Annotated in this window: 16 protein-coding genes; 8 read left to right on the top strand and 8 right to left on the bottom strand. The window is 32.1% G+C overall.

The window, feature by feature from the left end:
* Positions 1-29: 29 nt before the first annotated feature.
* Both HMPREF2642_RS03700 and HMPREF2642_RS03695 read left to right on the top strand, forming a co-directional pair.
* The gene (locus HMPREF2642_RS03700) at positions 30-503 is read left to right on the top strand and encodes a DUF1440 domain-containing protein (protein ID WP_037550344.1); all 474 of its coding nucleotides are present in this window, start codon (positions 30-32) and stop codon (positions 501-503) included.
* Between the two features lie 49 nt (positions 504-552).
* Positions 553-1404 carry an NAD-dependent epimerase/dehydratase family protein gene (locus HMPREF2642_RS03695; RefSeq protein ID WP_023351181.1) on the top strand — a complete coding sequence of 284 codons (852 nt, stop codon included), beginning with the start codon at positions 553-555 and terminating at the stop codon, positions 1402-1404.
* Between the two features lie 95 nt (positions 1405-1499).
* On the opposite strand, the gene yidC is transcribed toward HMPREF2642_RS03695, so the two are convergent.
* Positions 1500-2321, bottom strand: a complete 822-nt coding sequence (gene yidC, locus HMPREF2642_RS03690) for a membrane protein insertase YidC (protein ID WP_002432847.1) — start codon at positions 2319-2321, stop codon at positions 1500-1502.
* A 180-nt stretch (positions 2322-2501) separates the two neighbouring features.
* Positions 2502-4001, bottom strand: coding sequence for a serine hydrolase domain-containing protein (locus tag HMPREF2642_RS03685; RefSeq protein ID WP_070597674.1), 1500 nt, complete (start codon positions 3999-4001; stop codon positions 2502-2504).
* A 290-nt stretch (positions 4002-4291) separates the two neighbouring features.
* On the opposite strand from HMPREF2642_RS03685, the gene HMPREF2642_RS03680 reads away from it, so the two are divergent.
* The gene (locus HMPREF2642_RS03680) at positions 4292-6121 is read left to right on the top strand and encodes an APC family permease (protein WP_002432693.1); all 1830 of its coding nucleotides are present in this window, start codon (positions 4292-4294) and stop codon (positions 6119-6121) included.
* A gap of 126 nt (positions 6122-6247) precedes the next feature.
* Here the strand turns inward: HMPREF2642_RS03680 and HMPREF2642_RS03675 are convergent, their stop codons facing one another.
* Both HMPREF2642_RS03675 and HMPREF2642_RS03670 read right to left on the bottom strand, forming a co-directional pair.
* Positions 6248-8455, bottom strand: a complete 2208-nt coding sequence (locus tag HMPREF2642_RS03675) for a cation:proton antiporter (protein ID WP_070597673.1) — start codon at positions 8453-8455, stop codon at positions 6248-6250.
* 248 nt (positions 8456-8703) lie between these two features.
* Complete coding sequence (locus HMPREF2642_RS03670) at positions 8704-10107, bottom strand: amino acid permease (RefSeq protein ID WP_002432511.1); 1404 nt, start codon at positions 10105-10107, stop codon at positions 8704-8706.
* A 336-nt stretch (positions 10108-10443) separates the two neighbouring features.
* On the opposite strand from HMPREF2642_RS03670, the gene HMPREF2642_RS03665 reads away from it, so the two are divergent.
* Positions 10444-11253, top strand: a complete 810-nt coding sequence (locus tag HMPREF2642_RS03665; RefSeq protein WP_070597672.1) for a metallophosphoesterase — start codon at positions 10444-10446, stop codon at positions 11251-11253.
* Positions 11254-11317: 64 nt separating this feature from the next.
* Here HMPREF2642_RS03665 and HMPREF2642_RS03660 read toward each other — a convergent pair whose 3' ends face one another.
* Entirely contained in the window at positions 11318-11929 is a 612-nt protein-coding gene (locus HMPREF2642_RS03660; protein WP_037550332.1) for a C39 family peptidase, read from the bottom strand.
* A gap of 157 nt (positions 11930-12086) precedes the next feature.
* Here HMPREF2642_RS03660 and HMPREF2642_RS03655 point away from each other — a divergent pair, with 157 nt between their 5' ends.
* Positions 12087-12554 carry a GyrI-like domain-containing protein gene (locus tag HMPREF2642_RS03655; RefSeq protein ID WP_037579301.1) on the top strand — a complete coding sequence of 156 codons (468 nt, stop codon included), beginning with the start codon at positions 12087-12089 and terminating at the stop codon, positions 12552-12554.
* 46 nt (positions 12555-12600) lie between these two features.
* Here the strand turns inward: HMPREF2642_RS03655 and HMPREF2642_RS03650 are convergent, their stop codons facing one another.
* The 3 genes from HMPREF2642_RS03650 to HMPREF2642_RS03640 all read right to left on the bottom strand — a co-directional run bounded on the left by HMPREF2642_RS03650 (position 12601) and on the right by HMPREF2642_RS03640 (position 15842).
* Positions 12601-13809 (bottom strand): putative multidrug effflux MFS transporter TcaB, encoded by a 1209-nt coding sequence (locus HMPREF2642_RS03650; RefSeq protein ID WP_049428424.1) that lies wholly within the window; start codon positions 13807-13809, stop codon positions 12601-12603.
* A gap of 143 nt (positions 13810-13952) precedes the next feature.
* On the bottom strand, positions 13953-14651 hold the full coding sequence (locus tag HMPREF2642_RS03645) for a hypothetical protein (protein ID WP_070597671.1): 699 nt from the start codon (positions 14649-14651) through the stop codon (positions 13953-13955).
* A 33-nt stretch (positions 14652-14684) separates the two neighbouring features.
* The gene (locus HMPREF2642_RS03640; RefSeq protein ID WP_049428421.1) at positions 14685-15842 is read right to left on the bottom strand and encodes a glycerate kinase; all 1158 of its coding nucleotides are present in this window, start codon (positions 15840-15842) and stop codon (positions 14685-14687) included.
* 179 nt (positions 15843-16021) lie between these two features.
* Between HMPREF2642_RS03640 and HMPREF2642_RS03635 the strand changes: the two genes are divergently transcribed.
* The 3 genes from HMPREF2642_RS03635 to HMPREF2642_RS03625 all read left to right on the top strand — a co-directional run bounded on the left by HMPREF2642_RS03635 (position 16022) and on the right by HMPREF2642_RS03625 (position 19032).
* Positions 16022-17509, top strand: coding sequence for a DUF6056 family protein (locus HMPREF2642_RS03635; RefSeq protein ID WP_049428419.1), 1488 nt, complete (start codon positions 16022-16024; stop codon positions 17507-17509).
* Positions 17510-17525: 16 nt separating this feature from the next.
* Positions 17526-17906, top strand: a complete 381-nt coding sequence (locus tag HMPREF2642_RS03630) for a GtrA family protein (RefSeq protein WP_023351191.1) — start codon at positions 17526-17528, stop codon at positions 17904-17906.
* 232 nt (positions 17907-18138) lie between these two features.
* Positions 18139-19032 (top strand): cation diffusion facilitator family transporter, encoded by an 894-nt coding sequence (locus HMPREF2642_RS03625; protein ID WP_064212210.1) that lies wholly within the window; start codon positions 18139-18141, stop codon positions 19030-19032.
* The last annotated feature ends 163 nt before the right edge of the window (positions 19033-19195 follow it).

Here is a 19195-nt window from a genome sequence, read left to right as displayed (position 1 = left end):
CAAAACTGAGTAAAAAAGGAGATGTTATGATGTCTAGTACATGTAAAAGAATCATGGTTACAGGCCTTGTTGGAGGCTTCATTGGAGGCGCTATTAAAATGGGATGGGAAGCGTTAGTACCGCCGAGAACTCCTGAACGTGAAGAAGAGCCGCCACCTATGACATTATTAAATCAATTAGGCTTACCTGAGAAGGTTAAACATGCTACTTATAACTACAATCAAAATGAAATACCAATAGCTGTGATGGGCATTCATTATGGCTTTTCAATTGCACATGCGTTCGCATATGCGATTCTTGCTGAAAGATATTCCAAAGTAACTGTTTTAAGAGGGAGTTTATTTGGCATAGCTATAAATATTGCATTTCATGAATACTTGTTACCTCGTGTAGGTTTAACTCCTGAAATTGATGAGTTACCTAAAGAAGAACGTATTTCTGAATTACTAGGTCATATTGTTTGGATGAATACTATTGATTACGTTAGATCAGCTTTAAAATAAAGCTATTGAGGAAATTCATTTTAAAAAATAGAAAGAAAAGGTGAATAAAATGACTAAAATATTTGTAACAGGAGCAACAGGTTTAATTGGCACGAAATTAGTAAAACGTCTTAAAGAAGAGGGACATGAAGTCGCAGGTTTTACTACATCAGAACATGGTAAACAGAAATTGGAAAATGCAGGTGTGCAACCTTATGTCGGTGATATTCTTAAAGCCGACACAATTGATGCAGCTATAGAAGCTTTTAAACCTGAAATCATTATCAATCAAATTACTGATTTAAAAAATGTAGATATGAGTGCGAATACTAAAGTGAGAATTGATGGTTCTAAAAATTTAATGGATGCTGCAATTAAGCATAACGTTAGAAAAGTAATCGCGCAGAGCATTGCTTTTACCTATGAAGCTGGTGAAGGATTAGCTACAGAAGAAACGCCTTTAGACTATAATTCTACCGGAGATAGAAAAGTCACAGTCGATGGCGTAGAAGGTCTTGAAAATGAAACTAAACGTCTAGGAGAATATGTTGTTTTACGTTTTGGTTGGTTATATGGACCAGGAACTTGGTATGGCAAAGATGGCATGATTTATAACCAATTTATCGACGGCGATGTTACATTAAGCGATGGTGTTACATCATTTGTGCATCTTGATGATGCTGTAGAAACGTCTATTCAAGCGATTAATTTTGATAATGGTATTTACAATGTAGCAGACGATGAACCTGTAAAAGGTTCTGATTTTGCTGAATGGTATAAGAATCAATTACAGGTTAATCCAAAAATAACAATACAACCCGCACAACCATTTGAACGAGGTGTGACGAATGACAAATTCAAAGCACAAGGTGGTAAACTCATCTATTCAACGTGGAAAGATGGTATGAATCCTATAGAATAAAAGAAATGCACTATTTAGAGTGTTTAGTTCGTCTTCTGTATAGATGTCTTCACGCTCTAAATAGTGCTATTTATATGGTTTATTAATTCAAATTATTACTCTGTTTTATTAGCTTGGTTTAGTTCTAATTGATCTTTAAGTTTGGCTGCTTCTTTTTTAGCTTGTTTCCCATAATAAGAGTGTGCAAGATGCATTTGAACTATTAGGAATGCTGCACTGATACTCCAGTATAGACCAAGTGCTGAAGCGGAAGTTAAAGAAGCATATGTAATGAATATCGGCGAAACTACCATAATTACATAATATGTTTTTCTTTGATCTTTAGGGTAATGAATTGAATTGACTAATGGTTGAATAAAGTACATACTAGCTGCGATAATTGTCATAATTAAATTTGGTTCAGTTAAGTTAAACCACAAGAAATGAGGATACTTAGTGATTCCATCACTTGTTGGATATTTCAAACTCATGTATAACCCCATTAGTATTGGTATTTGAATAATTACCGGAAAGCATCCAATCATGTTTTTAAAAGGGTTAATTCCATATGATTTATATTTCTTCATTAATAATTGATTAGCCGCATTACGTTCTTCTTGAGTGTCAGCCTTTTTGATTTTCTCTCTAATCGCATCTAATTCTGGTTTTACCACATTCGTTTTCTCACGCATCATATGCATATTTTTCACTTGAATTACCATTAAAGGTAGTAATATAAATCGTACAATAAGAACAATAACAATTATAGCTAAACCATAATTGTCATTAAATAATCTACCTAAAAAGTGAAGTAAGCTGTCCATTGGTTTAACAAATAAATTATAGAAAAAGCCTGTTTGATTCTCTTTTTTCGAGTAATCACAGCCGGCTAAAAATATTATTAAACTTAACAATATTAAAGCAAGTCGTTTGTGCATAGTCATCTTCCTTTTTATCTCTATCTCTAACAATATAATTGAATTTTAACAAAAAATTACGTACAAAGTATTTATAGATATAAAAAATTGCACACTCTAAAAGTATCAAAATTGAAACTTTAGAATGTGCAATCATTCTTAAATGTAAAGATTCATTGCTTAAGTGTTAAAATCTGATATTTAACTTTTGGGATGACGTGTCAAAACATTAATGGCTAACCATATCATCATCATTAACAAGAAAAGGTAAACACTCGTTAACAGCCACTTCGCATGTGCAGGTAACCATGATAATACAAATGTCCAACTTACATTTCCTAATATAAACAAAGGAAGTAAATAAATAACAATACTCAATATGACAAATAATGTGATGATCAGGAGGAATGTTATAAATGGAACTTTCCTTTTATCATAGATTACACGTTGGTGTTTTAAGTGATTAAGTCGTATTAAATTCAGAAGTAAAAACACAAATGCCCCAAGACCGGTTATAATAGTTATCGTATGATTAAAACTTTTAGACTCATCAATTTTTTGTTCAATAGTTGTATAGTGATCATTATTTAAAATTTGTGAACTTAAGTTTTCAGCTAGATTTGCCACTTGAGATGAATTCATATTTCCTAACACGACAATTCCGTAAGATTTAGTAGGATTGAGTAAAATTTCTGACGAGAAATTATTAAGAGTACCTGGATGAGAAATAATGTGGCTGCTCGAATTAATAAACCAACCTGCAGCATAACCATCATCGTCTGATTGATTTTCAGTTTCTGAAATCTTTTGATGTGAGTGTTTGATTATAGAATTCATTTTAGATGAAGGTTTTAATTGTTGTTTAACCCAATTTTCTAAGTCTTTGGTGCTCGTCATCATAAAAGCTGATGGGGTATCACCAATATTAAATTCAGGTGTAGTCTTTATAGCTTCACCACTTACTAATTCATAGCCAGTAGCTTCGTTTTTACCTTTTTTACTTGTAGTTTTGAAACTAGTATGTCGCATGTGTAACGGCTCTAATATATGTTCTTTAATATATGATTGATAAGATTGATGTGAGACGTTTTGAATAATTAAACCTAGGATATCATAATTCATATTTGAATATTCGAAGCTGTCACCAGGCGCATTATTCAATTCTTTCCCTTTAGCATATTCAACGATATGTTTCAGACTATTATAATCTTCCGAATAATGATCCTCTTCAGTAATATCACTCGGTATGCCACTTGTATGTCCTAGCAATTGTTTAATAGTGATATCTTTTTTCTCATCGTTATATGTCATATAAAAGTCTGGAATGTACTTTGATACTTTATCATTTAAATTTAATTTACCTTCTTCAGCAAGTTGAAGAATCCCATATCCAGTAAAAGCTTTCGTATTTGAAGCAATTTCAAATTTTGTTTGAGGGGTCACTTTCATTTTTTGATCCACATTGGCATAACCATAACCTTTGTTTAAAAAGACTTTATTATCTTTAACAATAAGCACGGAGACACCAGGTATCTTACCATTATTCATTGCTGAGTGAACGATATGATCGATTTGTTTCTGTGAATGATGGGTAAGCATACTCTCCGTTTTACTATGAGCGGTATAATGTTTTGTTAATATACCACTTAATATAAGAATCATCATGGCTACAATAGTGATGATAAACTGTTTCTTTTTCATTGCGCTTTCCTCAATTAATCTTGGTATTTACATTCGATTGTGTACAACCCAAATGCGATAAGTGTTTATTATTATACCAGCTTTCTTGAAAAATACTTCATAAAAAGACTCGTTACATTGCTATCAATCTTTTGTATAGTTAAAAAATTTTGTAAAACGCAACTAAAAATAAGTGTACTTTAACACTAATGGAGTAAATGATATATTAAAAGATGACTTGAAAACCTATACATTTTATAGAGATGGGAGTATAGTTTAGCCATTGATAAAGAGTTAAAGAGGTAAGCGTTATGTTTAATCAATTTAAAAGACTTTTAATCGGGCGTCCAAAGAAAAATAGAGACTTAAAGGATGAAAAAATTACTAAATTTAAAGGTTTAGCAATCCTGTCTTCCGATGCTTTATCATCTGTTGCCTATGGACCAGAGCAAATATTGATCACTTTATCAGTAATTGGTGCTGTTGCTTCATGGTATACTTTACCAATCGCTGGTGCAGTTCTTATCTTACTTGCAGCTTTAATCATGTCATACAGACAAGTTATATACGCATATCCTAAAGGTGGAGGTGCGTATATGGTTTCTAAAACGAACCTCGGTGAGAAATGGGGATTGCTCGCAGGTGGTTCACTATTAGTAGACTATATTCTAACAGTTGCAGTTAGTATTTCATCAGGTGCAGATGCGTTTGTCGCTGCTTTTCCAAGCTTATACCATTTTAAAGTGTTAATTGCTTGTTTATTAGTTTTGTTCATTTTAATTATGAATTTAAGAGGGCTTACAGAATCAGCCACTGTACTTTCTTATCCAGTCTATTTATTCATAATAGGATTAATTGTATTAATTATTGTAGGAACATATCGTGTTGCTATAGGAGACGTGCAACCACATATGCATTCAACTGTTGGCACTGCAGTACCGGGGGTAACATTATTCTTACTGTTAAAGGCTTTCTCTTCTGGAGCTTCTTCTTTAACAGGTGTGGAAGCTATTTCTAATGCTGTCACCAACTTTAAGGATCCTGCTCCGAAAAATGCAGTCAAAACATTAGTAACTATGGGGACTATTCTAGCAGTTTTACTTGTAGGAATCGTGGGGCTCTCTTACGTTTATGGTGTAATGCCTCAAACAGAGACTACTGTGTTATCTCAACTGGCCTCAAAAATATTTGGTAATAACGTTGCATTCTATTTCGTTCAAGCAACAACAGTAATGATATTAGTATTAGCTGCCAATACTGGATTTACTGCATTTCCAATGTTGGCTGCATCAATGTCTAAAGATAAGTATATGCCACGTATGTTCATAGTTCGTGGTGATCGTTTAGGATATTCAAATTCAATTATTGTTTTAGGTGTCTTGGCGATTATATTAATTATTGTGTTTAACGGAATGACTGAAAATCTAATTCCATTATATGCTGTAGGTGTGTTTATTCCATTTACATTAGCACAATTTGGTATGGTCTTGAAGTGGGTAAAAGAACGTCCTAAAGGTTGGGGTATTAAACTATCATTTAACTTAGTGGGTGGAACAATTACTTTTATCGTATTTATGATTCTTCTAATCACTAAATTTACTCAAGTATGGCCAATATTATTCTTCTTACCATTTGTAGTATCTGTATTTATGAGAATTAATACGCATTATAAAAATATAGCTCAACAATTACGCTCCGATATCGATGTACATGACATCCCTGTTGTAGATCGTAATTTAGCTATTGTGCCAATACCTAGTATTACGACGGCGGTTGATAAGTCAATTTATTATGCTCAAATGTTAGCTGATAATGATGTTATCGCAGTCCATGTCACTTTTGGAGATGAAGATGATAAAGCATTAATGGAGAAATGGAAACGACACTTCCCAGATGTAAGATTAGTTATTTTACATTCAGAATATAGAAGTATCATTCGTCCAATCTCAAGATTTATCGACAAAATTCGTAAAAAAGCGAATGATCAAAACTATTTAATCACAGTAGTTGTGCCAGAATTCATTCCCAAAAAACCATGGCACAATCTACTTCACAATCAAACAAGCTTCAGATTGAAAATGCATTTGATCTATCAAAAAAACGTTATATTATGTACCATTCCATTTAAATTAACTAAATAATGTGAGACAGTATGAGAGAACAAGTAACCATACTAAATAAGGCTCAGAAAGATTGATCACAATCTTCTTTCTGAGCCTTTTTATATACATAGCTATTTAAAAGTCATATTTTTGAAATGATACGCCTTATTCTTTTAATTCGTGAGATAAAACAATTTCATTGTAATTAATATTTTCACGAATTTGTGTTGCAACATCATTCGTTATTTTATTACGTTGGATTAACTTATCCAGAATAGTTCTTTGTTTATATAAACCTTCTAATTTTAACTTTCTTAAATTTTCCGGAACAAGGTCATTTTTACTTTGTGTTTGGGATTTAGTGGATTTAAAGTCTTTGCGTGAACGACTACGTAACATACGTAATAATGAATAATATTGATTGATTACTAAACTTACCTCTAAAACATTCGAGCTATCTTGTTCCTCTCGTAATCTCAACACGATATGGTGGTTAACGATGCGCAAGATTTTTTGAACTTGTTTGTAACTATCATGGAACTGCTGCTTTCTCAATTTACGTTCTTCTTTTAATTCTTGTCTTGAATTTTTGTATGCTTCACGTTGCTCACGAATTCTAGCTTTATTGTTACTTGTTGATTGGTGTGATGCTCTAAGTCTAGCATGCTCTTGTTTATGAACTAAACGTTCTTCTTTTTTACGATTTTTTCTAGCTTTAAAACGCAAGTAAATCATTTTAAAGAGTCGAGTAAATTTCTCTACAAACGTTTTCTCATTATAAGCTTGAGTAGCATCCATGACATTACGATAGTCTCGAACATTTGTAGCATCAATTTTCCCATTATCGATAAGCTTTTGTAACGTATTTGTTTCCACATCTTCTGCAATATCTTCTAATCGTCGCAACTCTTTTGTATTTTTACTATCAGGTTCAATATTTAATAGAAATCCTAATTCTTGAAAGTATTGGTTCATCACTTGTCTATAATCTATGGAAGGATTGTTTTTAGATTCATTTTTAAAATGATCTATCACATTCTGAACGATAAATATTTTCGCTTCTTGGTAACTCATGCCTTTGAAATGAGATACTTCTTCAGAAGGCGTAATGAGCGGTAAAATGACTTGAGCTAATATTAAGCTGATTAATACCATCAATGATGCAATAAATAATAAATCGTTGCGATATTCAAAACGATGTCCATTACTAATTACATACGGCAAGGTCAATGCCATAGATAGTGAAATCGTTCCGTGAATCCCACACATTGTCATTATAAAAGCATAGTGTGCTCGATTGGGAGGTGTTTCTTCTTCATCTGAGTTATCCATGTAATATTGAATATTTTTCGGGAAATAAAAGTCTTTATACCATACAAATACCCAAATAAAACGAAATACATAAATAGCAAGCGCAATGAGTAGGGTAATCATAATTAAGAATTTAATATTTTCAGGTTCATCTTTAACAATTTCCATAACAACCTCAGGTACGATGAATCCAAGTACAACAAAGACAAAGCCATTCAGTGCATAACTAAACGTATTCCAAATTTGTGTAAAGTTCATTTGTAATTCTGTTTGTGCACGGATTAATCTATCACGTTCTAAACCATGAATTAAACCTGCTACTACTACAGCTATAATACCTGATGCATGCAATGTTTCAGCTATATAGTAAATAGCGAAGGGTGTCAATAATTGGATAAATGTTAATGTGTTATTATCTTTTAATCCTTTGTTCGCTGTAAGGTAGATACGTATTCTCACGACAATAATACCGAAGATGGCACCGACTAATATTCCGATGATTGTCGAAATAATAAATTGTTCGATAGCGTTAATTGCTGAAAATGCACCAGTGACAAGCGCAGTGACCGCAATTTTAAATGAGATGATACCTGCTGCGTCATTCAGCAATGATTCCCCTTCTAGAATAGACATTGATCCTTTAGGTAAAACTTTCCCATTTGTAATGGCTGATACGGCCACAGCATCAGTAGGACATAAAATCGCAGCTATCGCGAAAGCAGCTGGCATTGGTAAATCGGTCCAAATCCAATGTATAAAGTAACCGACGCCAATAACCGTTGTAAAAACTAAGGCCATTGCCATTAAAATGACGGGTTTACGGTATTCCAATAATTTAGAACGAGACACATGCGTTCCTTCAACAAATAATAATGGGGCAATAACGGCCATCATAAATACTTCTGAATCAAATTCGAAATGCATTGGAATAGGTAGAGTAAAGATGACAACACCTAAACCAATCTGAATAAATGCAGTTGGAATTTTAGGAAACATATTATGTAAGACAGAACTTACAATGACTGCAAATATAAAAATTAAAAAAGCTTCTAATAATTCCATATGATTCTCCTCTATAAATCAATAACATATATTTTACCATTTAAAAATGTAAATCACATATACACAACTTTTAGCAGAATTTAACTTTAATTTGTATTAATTATTACCCCAAAAAAAGAAAGCGGAACAAAAAGAATTGTTTATAATTCTTTCATAGTTCCGCCACTCAAAGAGTAATAATTGAAGACATCTTATATAAGAGCAAGAATAACAAATTATATTCTTTAAGATGTTTTTAAAGAGAACATTTATATGTTTTTAGTTTGCTTTTGATTGCTTAAATGTTGTTTTTCAGCTAATGCTTTGGCATTTGATTTATATTTTTTATAGTAGAAGAATAAGAATATGAACCAGATTGGCGAAATAAAGATTGCTGCACGTGTATCAGCACTAAAGAATAATAATATAAATACAAAGAAGAAGAAAGCTAATACGACAAACGCGACGCCTTGACCACCGAATAATTTAAATTTACTATTTCTATGTGCTTCAGGGTCCTTTCTAACATAAACTATATATGACACGATAATCATTGCCCAAACTACTAAAAAGAGTACAGTTGATAAAGTCGTAACATATATAAATAGTTTGATTGCATCTGGGAAGATAAAATTTAACAACGCTGCTACAAGTAAAGTAATCGATGACACGAACATTGAAAGGTAGGGCACGCCGTTAGAATTTGTTTTAGTTAATACTTTAGGTCCCAAACCTTGTTTAGCTAAACCAAACAAGATACGACTATTTGAGTAAATACCGCTATTTGTAGCTGAAGCGGCTGCAGTTAGGACAACAAAGTTCACTATACCAGCCGCAAAAGGTATGCCAATAATACTAAATAGCTTTACGAAAGGACTACTATCTGGGTCAATGTTATCCCATGGAATGACTGACATGATGACTAATAAACCACCGATGTAGAAGAGTAAAATTCTAATAGGAACGTTATTAATAGCCTTAGGGATGGTCTTTTCAGGATCTTTCGTTTCACCAGCTGTTACACCGATAAGCTCAATACCAATAAAGGAATAGACTGCTATTTGAAATGACATTAAGAATCCGAAAGGACCATGTGGGAACATGCCTCCGTGCTTAACTAAATTGGTGAATGAAGCATGACCATAATGCGTTTTAAATGATAGGAAAATTAAAACCAACCCAACAATTACCATCGCTACAATAGTTACAACTTTAATAATTGAGAACCAAAATTCAAGTTCTCCAAATAAACGGGCGCCTAATAAATTAAATGAAATTAAAATCAGTACAATAAATAACACAGTTAACCAATGAGGGACCTGAGGGTACCAAAATGCGAAATATTGCCCCATGGCTGTTAAATCTGACATACTCGAAACGACCCAACAAATCCAATAAGTCCAACCTATTACGAATCCTCCAAAAGGTCCTAAATATTCATTTGCGATATCTACAAATGAATTAAATTTAGAGTTACTTAATAACAATTCTCCCAAAGCACGCATAAATGCGAATAAAATAATCCCAATAATCATATAAGTAAATAATAGTGACGGTCCAGTTAAAGAAATAGTTTGCCCAGAACCTAGAAATAATCCAGTTCCAATAGCACCACCAATAGCAATTAATTGGATATGCCTATTATTTAACTCCCTATGCAATTGTCTAGCCATAGACTTCCTCCTCAGAAAAACAAATGTTTATGAAAGCGTTTTCTTTCGTCTAATATTATAGAAACAATTTTGATAAAGCAATGATTTACAGAAATATAAGTAAATACATTTATAAGAGTGTTTATGATAATAAATACTTATGATTTTTTAGAATAATCAAAAAATTAGATTGATATTATTTGTATCTATAAAAATTCAGTAAAGCTAAAAAATATACTTAATTATAATCTTATTTTTGTAAATAGCAAGTAATATTACTAAACTGATTAATTAACTTTAATTTCTGGATATGTAATAATAAAAATTATTGTAATCTAATGTAAGAAGGGTCAAATCATGAAAATAGGTACAATTTCAGATTTACATATTGATCGCCACCCAAAACTCAAACCGGAAAGCTATCTCAATATTTTGGCAGAGGTAGTTAATGAGAGGAAATTGGATATATTATTGATTGCCGGAGATATTTCTAATGATTATAAAATGAGTTATCAGTTTATTGTCCATTTAAAAGCCATGATACAAATTCCAACTTATTTTATACCTGGGAATCACGACTTGTGGTCCGATGGCTCGGATAAATCATCAACTGAGATTTTAGAATTTTATAAAACACAAGAAGAATGTTTAATAGGACGTCCATTGATTGTTAATGATGAGTGGGCCATCGTTGGTCATACAGGTTGGTATGATTATAGTTATGCAGATAAGCGATTTTCATTAGACAAAATTAAAAAAGGCAAACATTACGGGGCGACATGGCAAGATAAAGTAAGAATTGACTGGACTACGTCAGACCAACAGTTGTCAAAAGTGGCTGCCCAAATGGTAGATGAAGATATCAAGAACGTTGATGACCGTAATATTATTTTAATGACACATGTGGTTACACATCCACAATTTGTTGTACCTACACCACATCGAATTTTTGATTTTTTTAATGCATTTATTGGGACGCAAGATTTTGATTATATTTATGAGAAATATCCTATTAAATATAGTATTATGGGGCATGTTCATTTTCGAAAAGAACTAAGAGATAGTGATACAGTTTATATGTGCCCGTGTCTAGGTTATCAAAGACAATGGAGAACGTCTGATTTAGCTAAAGAAATCAATCATGCGTTAATAGATTTCCATATTTAAAATTTAATTGTAATTAAAAAATATCTCGAGACAACAACGCTTTGTCTCGAGATTTTACTTTTTATTATGGTTGAACGAATACACACATTTGGCCTGGTGCGTTATAACTACATTCTAATTTTTGTTTTTTAATTCTGATTATCTGTTTTTGATTTGGAATGATTGAAGGTATGACAATTCCTTTAGTTAGTTGTGTCCACAAAGGATCAATATAATAGTAATAAGTATCATCATAACCTATTAATAATGTGACATGAATGTTCGATACAAGTCTAGTAGGTTTATTATCAAGACGGAACACGCGGTGGAAGGGTCTAGCACCTAAACTTGTATGATATATAATGACAGGTTGTCCTTGATCAATTATGCGTTCAAGTTGTTTTAAGCTAGAACCTGAACCATCTTTAACACGATTGTCATATTGCTTGAGGAAAGGAACGAATGCAGCAGGAAAGATGGTTTGGTGGTAACCTAACTTCACTAACAGTGGGTGGCCTACGTAACCTTTATATGGATTGTTAGGATGTTTAGGCCATTTGCTCATAATTTCCGTTGCTTTAATTGAATGATGATTAAATTGTAGTAACATTGCTGCCGATACGCCTTCACATCCCATAACCATAGGGATTGGAAATAATTGACTTATAGGTTTAACTGGTAAAATGGTTTTCTTCATAATTTCTTCCTCAACAAACTGGTATTCATTTAATATTTAATATTATATAACGTGCCATTCATTTAGTATATTAAAATGTTTGTTCTATTTGATGAGGTTATTATTTTGAAAATGGGTTATAAGATAATTGAGTAAAATTAAAATGGGGGAGATGAACATGGACTACAGAATAGAAAATATTGAGAGCACAAAAGTCATAGGCGCTTATAGACATTATAAAAGCGGAGGACACGCTCAAAGTAATATTCCGGATTTCTGGGAAGATGTGCATACTATGAAATTAGATGAACGATTATTGCAAAAAAGCGATAACCAATTGAACGGTTTGTTAGGTGTTTGTCTGCCTAAAGAAGATAGAACAATGGATTACGCTATAGGTGTGACAAGTACAGAAGATCCTCATGATGGTTTAGAGACATTCAACTTAGAAGGTGGAAAGTATTTAGTTGTCGAAGCTAAAGGACCTGTCCCTAAAAGTGTTCAGCAAACAATGAATGATATACATCATGAACTTATTCCTAGAGAAAATATTGAAATAAAACAAGCTCCATTCTTTGAGCTATACGGACCAGGTGATACACAAAGTGAATCTTACGTCACTGAGATATGGATGCCAATTCAATAATTATAATGAAACCTCACTTCTACATTTTGAAGTGAGGCTTTACTTTTTAATGAGATATAGTGTTTTTTGAATAAAGCTTAAAATAAATGAATTGTAGTAAAACTAGTAAGATAGCAGTAACACTAATTATAAGTAAGTAGGGAGTCATATCATGTTCACCATTTAAACCAACTAATGGCGAGATAATCCCTCCTAATATAAACTGGAACAAACCTAGCAAGCTAGAGGCATTACCACTACCTCCTGTTCGCTCTTCCATTGCCATTGAAAAGCCTAATGGCGCAATTGAAGTAACTGGCGAAATATTAATGAAAAATGCGATGAGTAATACATATAAAGGAAGATGTAAAGCTAACGTCGCAATAAGTAATATTACGCCTACAATTTGCACAATCGTTAAATAAATTAATAATTTTTGACGACTAATTTTTTCTACTAGTAGTGCAACAATTTGGCTAACTATGATTAATCCTACACCGTTAATAGCAAGCATCACGCTGAATTGAGGCGCACTCATGTGATAAATTTTTTGAGTAATAAAAGGAGATGCTGATGAATAACTAAATAACATCACATAGGTTAAACCTTGTAGCAACATAGGAATAACGAATGTCGGTTTTTTAAGTAAATACAAGAAATCTTTAAGTATATCTTTAAATTGAAGACGTGTTTGCATTGTTTGAGTATGGGCTGGCATTTTTAAGAAAATACCAATTAAAACTATAAAAGCGATAAGCGTTAAAAATGCAAATATCATTCTCCAGTTAGATATAGATAATACAAAACCGCCTAGCAATGGTGATAATATGGAAATAATACCGTTAACTACCATTAATGAGGCTAAAAATTTAGCTAATTCATTACCATGGTATTTATCTCCAACAGACGCTTTGGCGATGACGATAGCACCGCCACTTGTTAAACCTTGTATCAATCGTAGAATTAAAAATAACGTTAAGTGACCGGTAAATATAGATAAAAAAGTGGCTACTAAATATATCATCATTAATATCGTGGCAATTCGTTTACGACCAAAGACATCTGAAATAGGTCCAAATAAGAATTGCCCAAGCGCGAGTCCAATCATTGCAAAGGATAGTGTCAATTGGATTTCTGAAGTTGTAGTTCCAAAATCATGTTGTACTTTAGGTAAAGAAGGTGTATATGTATCGATCGTAAGTGGACCGAATGCTGTCATGACACCTAAGATAATGATTAATATCATTGAAAAGTGCTTGGCACTTGAATGAGTCATAAATAATCTCCTTTGAACAAATTACAACATCAATTATATACGTTTTACATGTGTTTGTAAGTACTAAACTTAAATACTAATTTGTGTATACATAAAAACCTAGCAAAGTCGTTACCCTAAACGACCTTGCTAGGTTAGTGTGATTAATTACTTTGTCCATCAGAGCTTGAACCGTTTAATATACTTTCTAATTTTGATTTAATGCTATCAAATTTAGTGTTGATATCTTCAAGCATACTATTAATTTTACTTTGATTTTCATTGTTTTGTTGTGCGTTATTAGCATTTTTTAGTTTATCAAGTTGTTTTTGATAAAATTGTGTGAATTTAGAATCAGCATTATTTTCTTCTTTTTGTTTTAATTTATCAATTTCATTTTGTAATTTTCTAATTTGAGATTCACTATTTTTATTATTTTTAATATCACTTTTCGCCGAGTCAACTTGTTTGTTGATATCATCATTTTGACTTTCAACTTGTTTTTTATAATTTTGAGACACATTAGGATCATTATTTACTTTATCATCATTGTGATTCATGATGGCACGGGTAACAAAAATGGCTACTATAATAAGTAAAATAACTATGATAGCAATAAGCCATTTTTTAGTTCGACCTGATTTTTCATTTTCCTCTTCAAGTTGTTGTTCACGACGATAATCACGACCATTATAGTAACGTTCTGGTTCATCATCAAATTCTCGTTGATTAGAACGTTGACCGTTCATTTTATTTGGAGATTGAGCTCGATTTCGAAATTCGTCTTCTTCAGCTCGACGTCGGTGGTTTTGATATTGATTATCGTATTTGTATGAATCTCTATACTTATCTGTTCTTTTCATAATGTCACCTCATTGTAATGGTAAACTTCAATTTTATGGTTTTAATTTCAAATTCAATTTGATGAGACGGGCGATATTTGTTGCAGTTCTTTGCATGAATTGTGGTCCATTTTCAAGGGTGGTCTTTAAATCAGAAGGATACTCAGTAATGCTAAAGACAGTGTCAATGCCGTGGCGGTAAACTTCTTGATACTGATCACCGAGGCTACCACAAATTGCAATAACCGGGATGTCATATGCCTTTGCAACTTTCGCAACGCCTATGGGTGTTTTACCATAAATCGTTTGCTCATCCATTTTACCTTCCCCTGTAATAACAATTTGAGCATCTTTCACTCTCTCTTGAAAACGTGTTTCATCTAGAACTACATCTATACCTGCTTGCAAATTAGCATCAAGAAAAGCTAGTAAAGCAGTACCCATGCCACCAGCTGCGCCTGCACCCGGTATATCTTTGACAGACTTTTGTAATTCTTCTTTAATTTTATCATGATAGTGACTTAATGCGGAATCCAACTTTGGTATCATCTTTTCAGTAGCGCCTTTTTGAGGTCCATATATTACAGTAGCGCCTTGGTTACCCAATAATGGGTTTGTAACGTCACAAGCTACTTTAATTTCAACGTTTTGTAGCAAAGGATTGAGATGAGAGGTGTCAATCTTATCAATTGTGTGTAACGCTGCTCCACCAGGTTTAATTTCATTATGCTCAACATCTTTAAAAGAAACTCCTAATGCTTGCAACATACCCACGCCACCGTCATTGGTCGCGCTTCCTCCTATCCCTAAAATGATTTTCTTTACACCATGTTTAAGTGCTTCATTAATGAGTTGTCCAGTTCCATAGGAGGAAGTTTGAAGTGGATTTCTCTCCTCATGGGTTAATAAATGAAGGCCAGATGCCTCAGCCATTTCTATAATAGCTGTTTCATATTGATCACTTCTTGCATAACTTGCATCAATATTTCTAAAGAGAGGGTCTTTAACTTGAACGGTATAGGAAGTCGCCTTTAAAGCTTCTTTCAAAGCTTCAGTTGTTCCTTCGCCACCATCCGCCATAGGTATAAGGTCGTAAGTAACTTGATCATTAAACACTTCTTGAAAGCCATTTTGAATTGCAGTAGCTGCCTCTTTCGCTGTCATACTCTCTTTAAACGAATCTGGGGCAATAACTATTTTAAATTGTGACACGCAATCACTTCCTATTATTATGTTTTATTGCTATTTTTTTTAAAATAAACTTCAACTAAAGTCACACTTATCATTATCTTTTGGAAAGGGATAGTCATTTATATGTTTTTAAGTCTATAATAAAATTAAATAAATTAAGCTTACGATAAAACATCATGAACATGCAGAGAGGACATCTTATGAAACAACTTAAACAACACGAACAATTATGTTGGTATATAGGTATTATATTATTTTATTTCATTATGGCTATTCTAACACCATTATCTTTTGTTGACTGGCATTGGTATTTAAATTCACACATAAGTTCACTTGGGCAAGATTTAATGAAAACGAATGGAAGATATCTCGGGAATTTTTTAGAGATTCTCGCGATGCATAGCGCTATTTTCAAATATTTAAGTTATACTGCTTTATCGTGTTTAATGATTTACTTTTGTTCAATGATAGTGAATGTAAATAAAAAGTTTATATATATTTTGATATGTTTTACATTTTTAATAATGATTCCAAGTGGAGTTTATAGTGAAACTTATGGATGGATAGCAGGATTCTACAATTATATTCCTTCATCAATAATCTCATTATTCATCTTATATACTATCATTTATATTCTTTATGGAGATGAAGAGGCTAGTATTAATCATCTTTGGCTGTTTCTCACAGCTTGTTTGTTTGGGCAGTTATTTATTGAAAATATCACTATATACAATAGTCTTATCATTTTAATTGGTGCTAGTATATATGGCATCCAACATAAAAAGCTAAACTACTATTTAATTGTGGGCTTTATGCTAAGTTGCATTGGCGCAATCATTATGTTTTTAAATCCTATTTACTTTAAAATCATCGATGGTAAAACAATCTACCATTCTATTTCAGATAAAGTAGGCATTTTACATAAAATAGGAACGACTTTATTAATGGACTTTCCTAAGTATATATTTCTTAATCAATATTTAATACTCGTAGTTATTTCGGTTATCATTACAATACTTTTGGTTCGTAATACAATTTTTGTAAACCAACATGTTGTTATTAAATTTGCAATTATGTATGGTTTGTACAGTTTACCGTTTTATAAATTACTCATCTATGATCAATTCCATTTTGAAATATATACAAAATCATTTTCAATAGCTTTATTAAACTTCTTGATTTGTGCAGTTTTCTTTGCGGTCTTGATATATAGTACAGTCATATTAATATCAGAAAAATATTTAAGAGCCATCGCTTTAGGATGTTTAATTTCAATCGTGTTATCGACGCTACCATTATTGGTTGTGGCTCCAATAGGAAATAGAAACTTTTATTTCATATACGTGCTGTGGTTAATATTTTTACTTAGTTTTGTAAAGCAATTTGATGGAAATATCAATAAAGTAACGACTATCGTTAAGGCAATTGCATGTGCTCATAGTTTGATATTAGTTATAGGATTTAGCTTGATTTATCAAAGTAGTGTCAATAGAATTGAAAATGTTGAAGAACAATTAAAAAATGGTAAGCGTCATCAAAGTATTATATTAGAGAGATTACCTTTCGAAAAATATACGCATTTAACAACACCGTCAACGAAGACGGATTTCAATGACTTTAAAGCATATTATGATTTGCCAAAAGATCTAAAGTTTAAAGTAGTACCATTTGGTTATGATGGAGAATAATTAAAGGAGATAGAGAATGAGATTAACCCAGACACATTTTGAAATTATCAAATTTGTAATAGTGGGTGGAATCAATACTTTAAATTACTATATTGTATATTTATTACTTCTAAAGTTATTAGGTGTTAATTACTTGGTCAGTCATATCACGGGATTTATTGTGAGTTTCATCATTTCTTATTACTTAAATTGTTATTTTGTTTATAGGGTAAAACCAACGCTAAAAAAGTTTTTAAGTTTTCCACTTACACAGGTGGTTAATATGGGAATGCAAACATTACTTTTATACATATTTGTGCAGTGGTTTCATTTCCCTTCAGAGATAGCCCCATTTGTAGGATTAATTATTACGATACCGGTAACATTTATTTTGTCTAAGTGGATCTTACGAGATTAATTGAGTTTAGATAAAGCAACCGACTAAGTACGTTGTACTGAGTGGGTTGCTTTTTTTAAAAAGAGATTTGAGATTGTGATTAAATTTGAATAAATATAAATTATAAATTAGGCAAATCTAAAAATTTCATTAGTTTATTTTCATAAAAAATATAGAAATAAAAAAACGTTGTAATACCTCAGTTATTGTTTCATACTAAAGTTATTAAAGCATATTAAGGTGGTAAATAAGCATGTCTCAAAGTGAAAATTTGAAGATTGCTCAACGTGGTGCCTATCTTAGTTTAGTCGTGTATATTATTCTTTCAATAGCCAAATATGTTACTGGATATATATACCAATCTGCAGCGGTTCGAGCAGATGCGTTAAATAATATGACAGATATTATCGTCTCAATTGCAGTTATTGTCGGACTAAAAATTTCTATTAAACCTGCAGATAAAAATCATCCATACGGTCATTTAAAATCTGAGAATATTTCGACATTACTTGTATCTTTTATTATTATGTTCGTCGGGATACAGGTTGTAACGGAAAATGCACCAAGACTTATTACACAAGATAGACATGTACCTAATGTAATTACAATTATTGTCAGTGTAGTCAGTGGTGTGATTATGTTAGGTGTATTTTATGTTAATCACAGACTCGCTAAAAAAACTAATAGCAGTTCGTTACGATCTGCAGCAAAAGATAACTTATCCGATAGTTTAGTCAGTATCGGTACAGCTATAGGTCTTATATTCACGCAAATAGGATTTCCAATTGTAGATATTATTTTAGCGACACTTCTAGGTTTATTAATTATTTATACCGGGTTTGGGATTTTTAAAGAGTCAATCTTTACTTTAAGTGACGGATTTAATGAAAGAGATCTAGAAGACTATCGTAATGATATATTAGAAGTAAAAGATGTTATCGACGTTAATAATATTAAAGGGCGTTATCATGGAAGTAGTATTTTTCTTGATGTAACTATCGTCGTGAAACCGAATCTGTCATTGTATGAAGCTCATCAAATTTGTGATAGAGTAGAGCATCATTTACATGAAAAAGGTATTTCTTCAGTATATGTTCATCCTGAACCTTATAATCAAGAAGATAATAATAAAACGATTAAAGAGTAAAAACATAATTAGAGTGAGAAAATGATTTAAAATAAACCCCTAAATGAATTGATTTTAAAAAGTTCATTTAGGGGTTTTGGCTATATTAATACGTAGAGAGATGTTGAATTATTAAGATAATAGTTGAAATATAGCTTTAGTTAATAGTAGATCGTATCTTAAA

It is taken from the genome of Staphylococcus sp. HMSC055A09, assembly GCF_001809655.1.
Taxonomy (GTDB): Bacteria; Bacillota; Bacilli; order Staphylococcales; family Staphylococcaceae; genus Staphylococcus; species Staphylococcus capitis.
This window is presented reverse-complemented; position numbering and strand designations above follow the sequence as displayed.

Bases quoted from the DNA above. Each gene is read 5' to 3' on its own strand.
- HMPREF2642_RS03635 (WP_049428419.1), top strand. From the start codon at position 16,022: ATGAAACAACTTAAACAACACGAACAATTATGTTGGTATATAGGTATT.
- HMPREF2642_RS03680 (WP_002432693.1), top strand. From the start codon at position 4,292: ATGTTTAATCAATTTAAAAGACTTTTAATCGGGCGTCCAAAGAAAAAT.
- HMPREF2642_RS03630 (WP_023351191.1), top strand. From the start codon at position 17,526: ATGAGATTAACCCAGACACATTTTGAAATTATCAAATTTGTAATAGTG.
- HMPREF2642_RS03675 (WP_070597673.1), bottom strand. From the start codon at position 8,455: ATGGAATTATTAGAAGCTTTTTTAATTTTTATATTTGCAGTCATTGTA.
- HMPREF2642_RS03645 (WP_070597671.1), bottom strand. From the start codon at position 14,651: ATGAAAAGAACAGATAAGTATAGAGATTCATACAAATACGATAATCAA.
- HMPREF2642_RS03660 (WP_037550332.1), bottom strand. From the start codon at position 11,929: ATGAAGAAAACCATTTTACCAGTTAAACCTATAAGTCAATTATTTCCA.
- HMPREF2642_RS03655 (WP_037579301.1), top strand. From the start codon at position 12,087: ATGGACTACAGAATAGAAAATATTGAGAGCACAAAAGTCATAGGCGCT.
- HMPREF2642_RS03695 (WP_023351181.1), top strand. From the start codon at position 553: ATGACTAAAATATTTGTAACAGGAGCAACAGGTTTAATTGGCACGAAA.
- HMPREF2642_RS03625 (WP_064212210.1), top strand. From the start codon at position 18,139: ATGTCTCAAAGTGAAAATTTGAAGATTGCTCAACGTGGTGCCTATCTT.
- HMPREF2642_RS03670 (WP_002432511.1), bottom strand. From the start codon at position 10,107: ATGGCTAGACAATTGCATAGGGAGTTAAATAATAGGCATATCCAATTA.
- HMPREF2642_RS03700 (WP_037550344.1), top strand. From the start codon at position 30: ATGTCTAGTACATGTAAAAGAATCATGGTTACAGGCCTTGTTGGAGGC.
- HMPREF2642_RS03665 (WP_070597672.1), top strand. From the start codon at position 10,444: ATGAAAATAGGTACAATTTCAGATTTACATATTGATCGCCACCCAAAA.
- HMPREF2642_RS03650 (WP_049428424.1), bottom strand. From the start codon at position 13,809: ATGACTCATTCAAGTGCCAAGCACTTTTCAATGATATTAATCATTATC.
- HMPREF2642_RS03685 (WP_070597674.1), bottom strand. From the start codon at position 4,001: ATGAAAAAGAAACAGTTTATCATCACTATTGTAGCCATGATGATTCTT.
- yidC (WP_002432847.1), bottom strand. From the start codon at position 2,321: ATGCACAAACGACTTGCTTTAATATTGTTAAGTTTAATAATATTTTTA.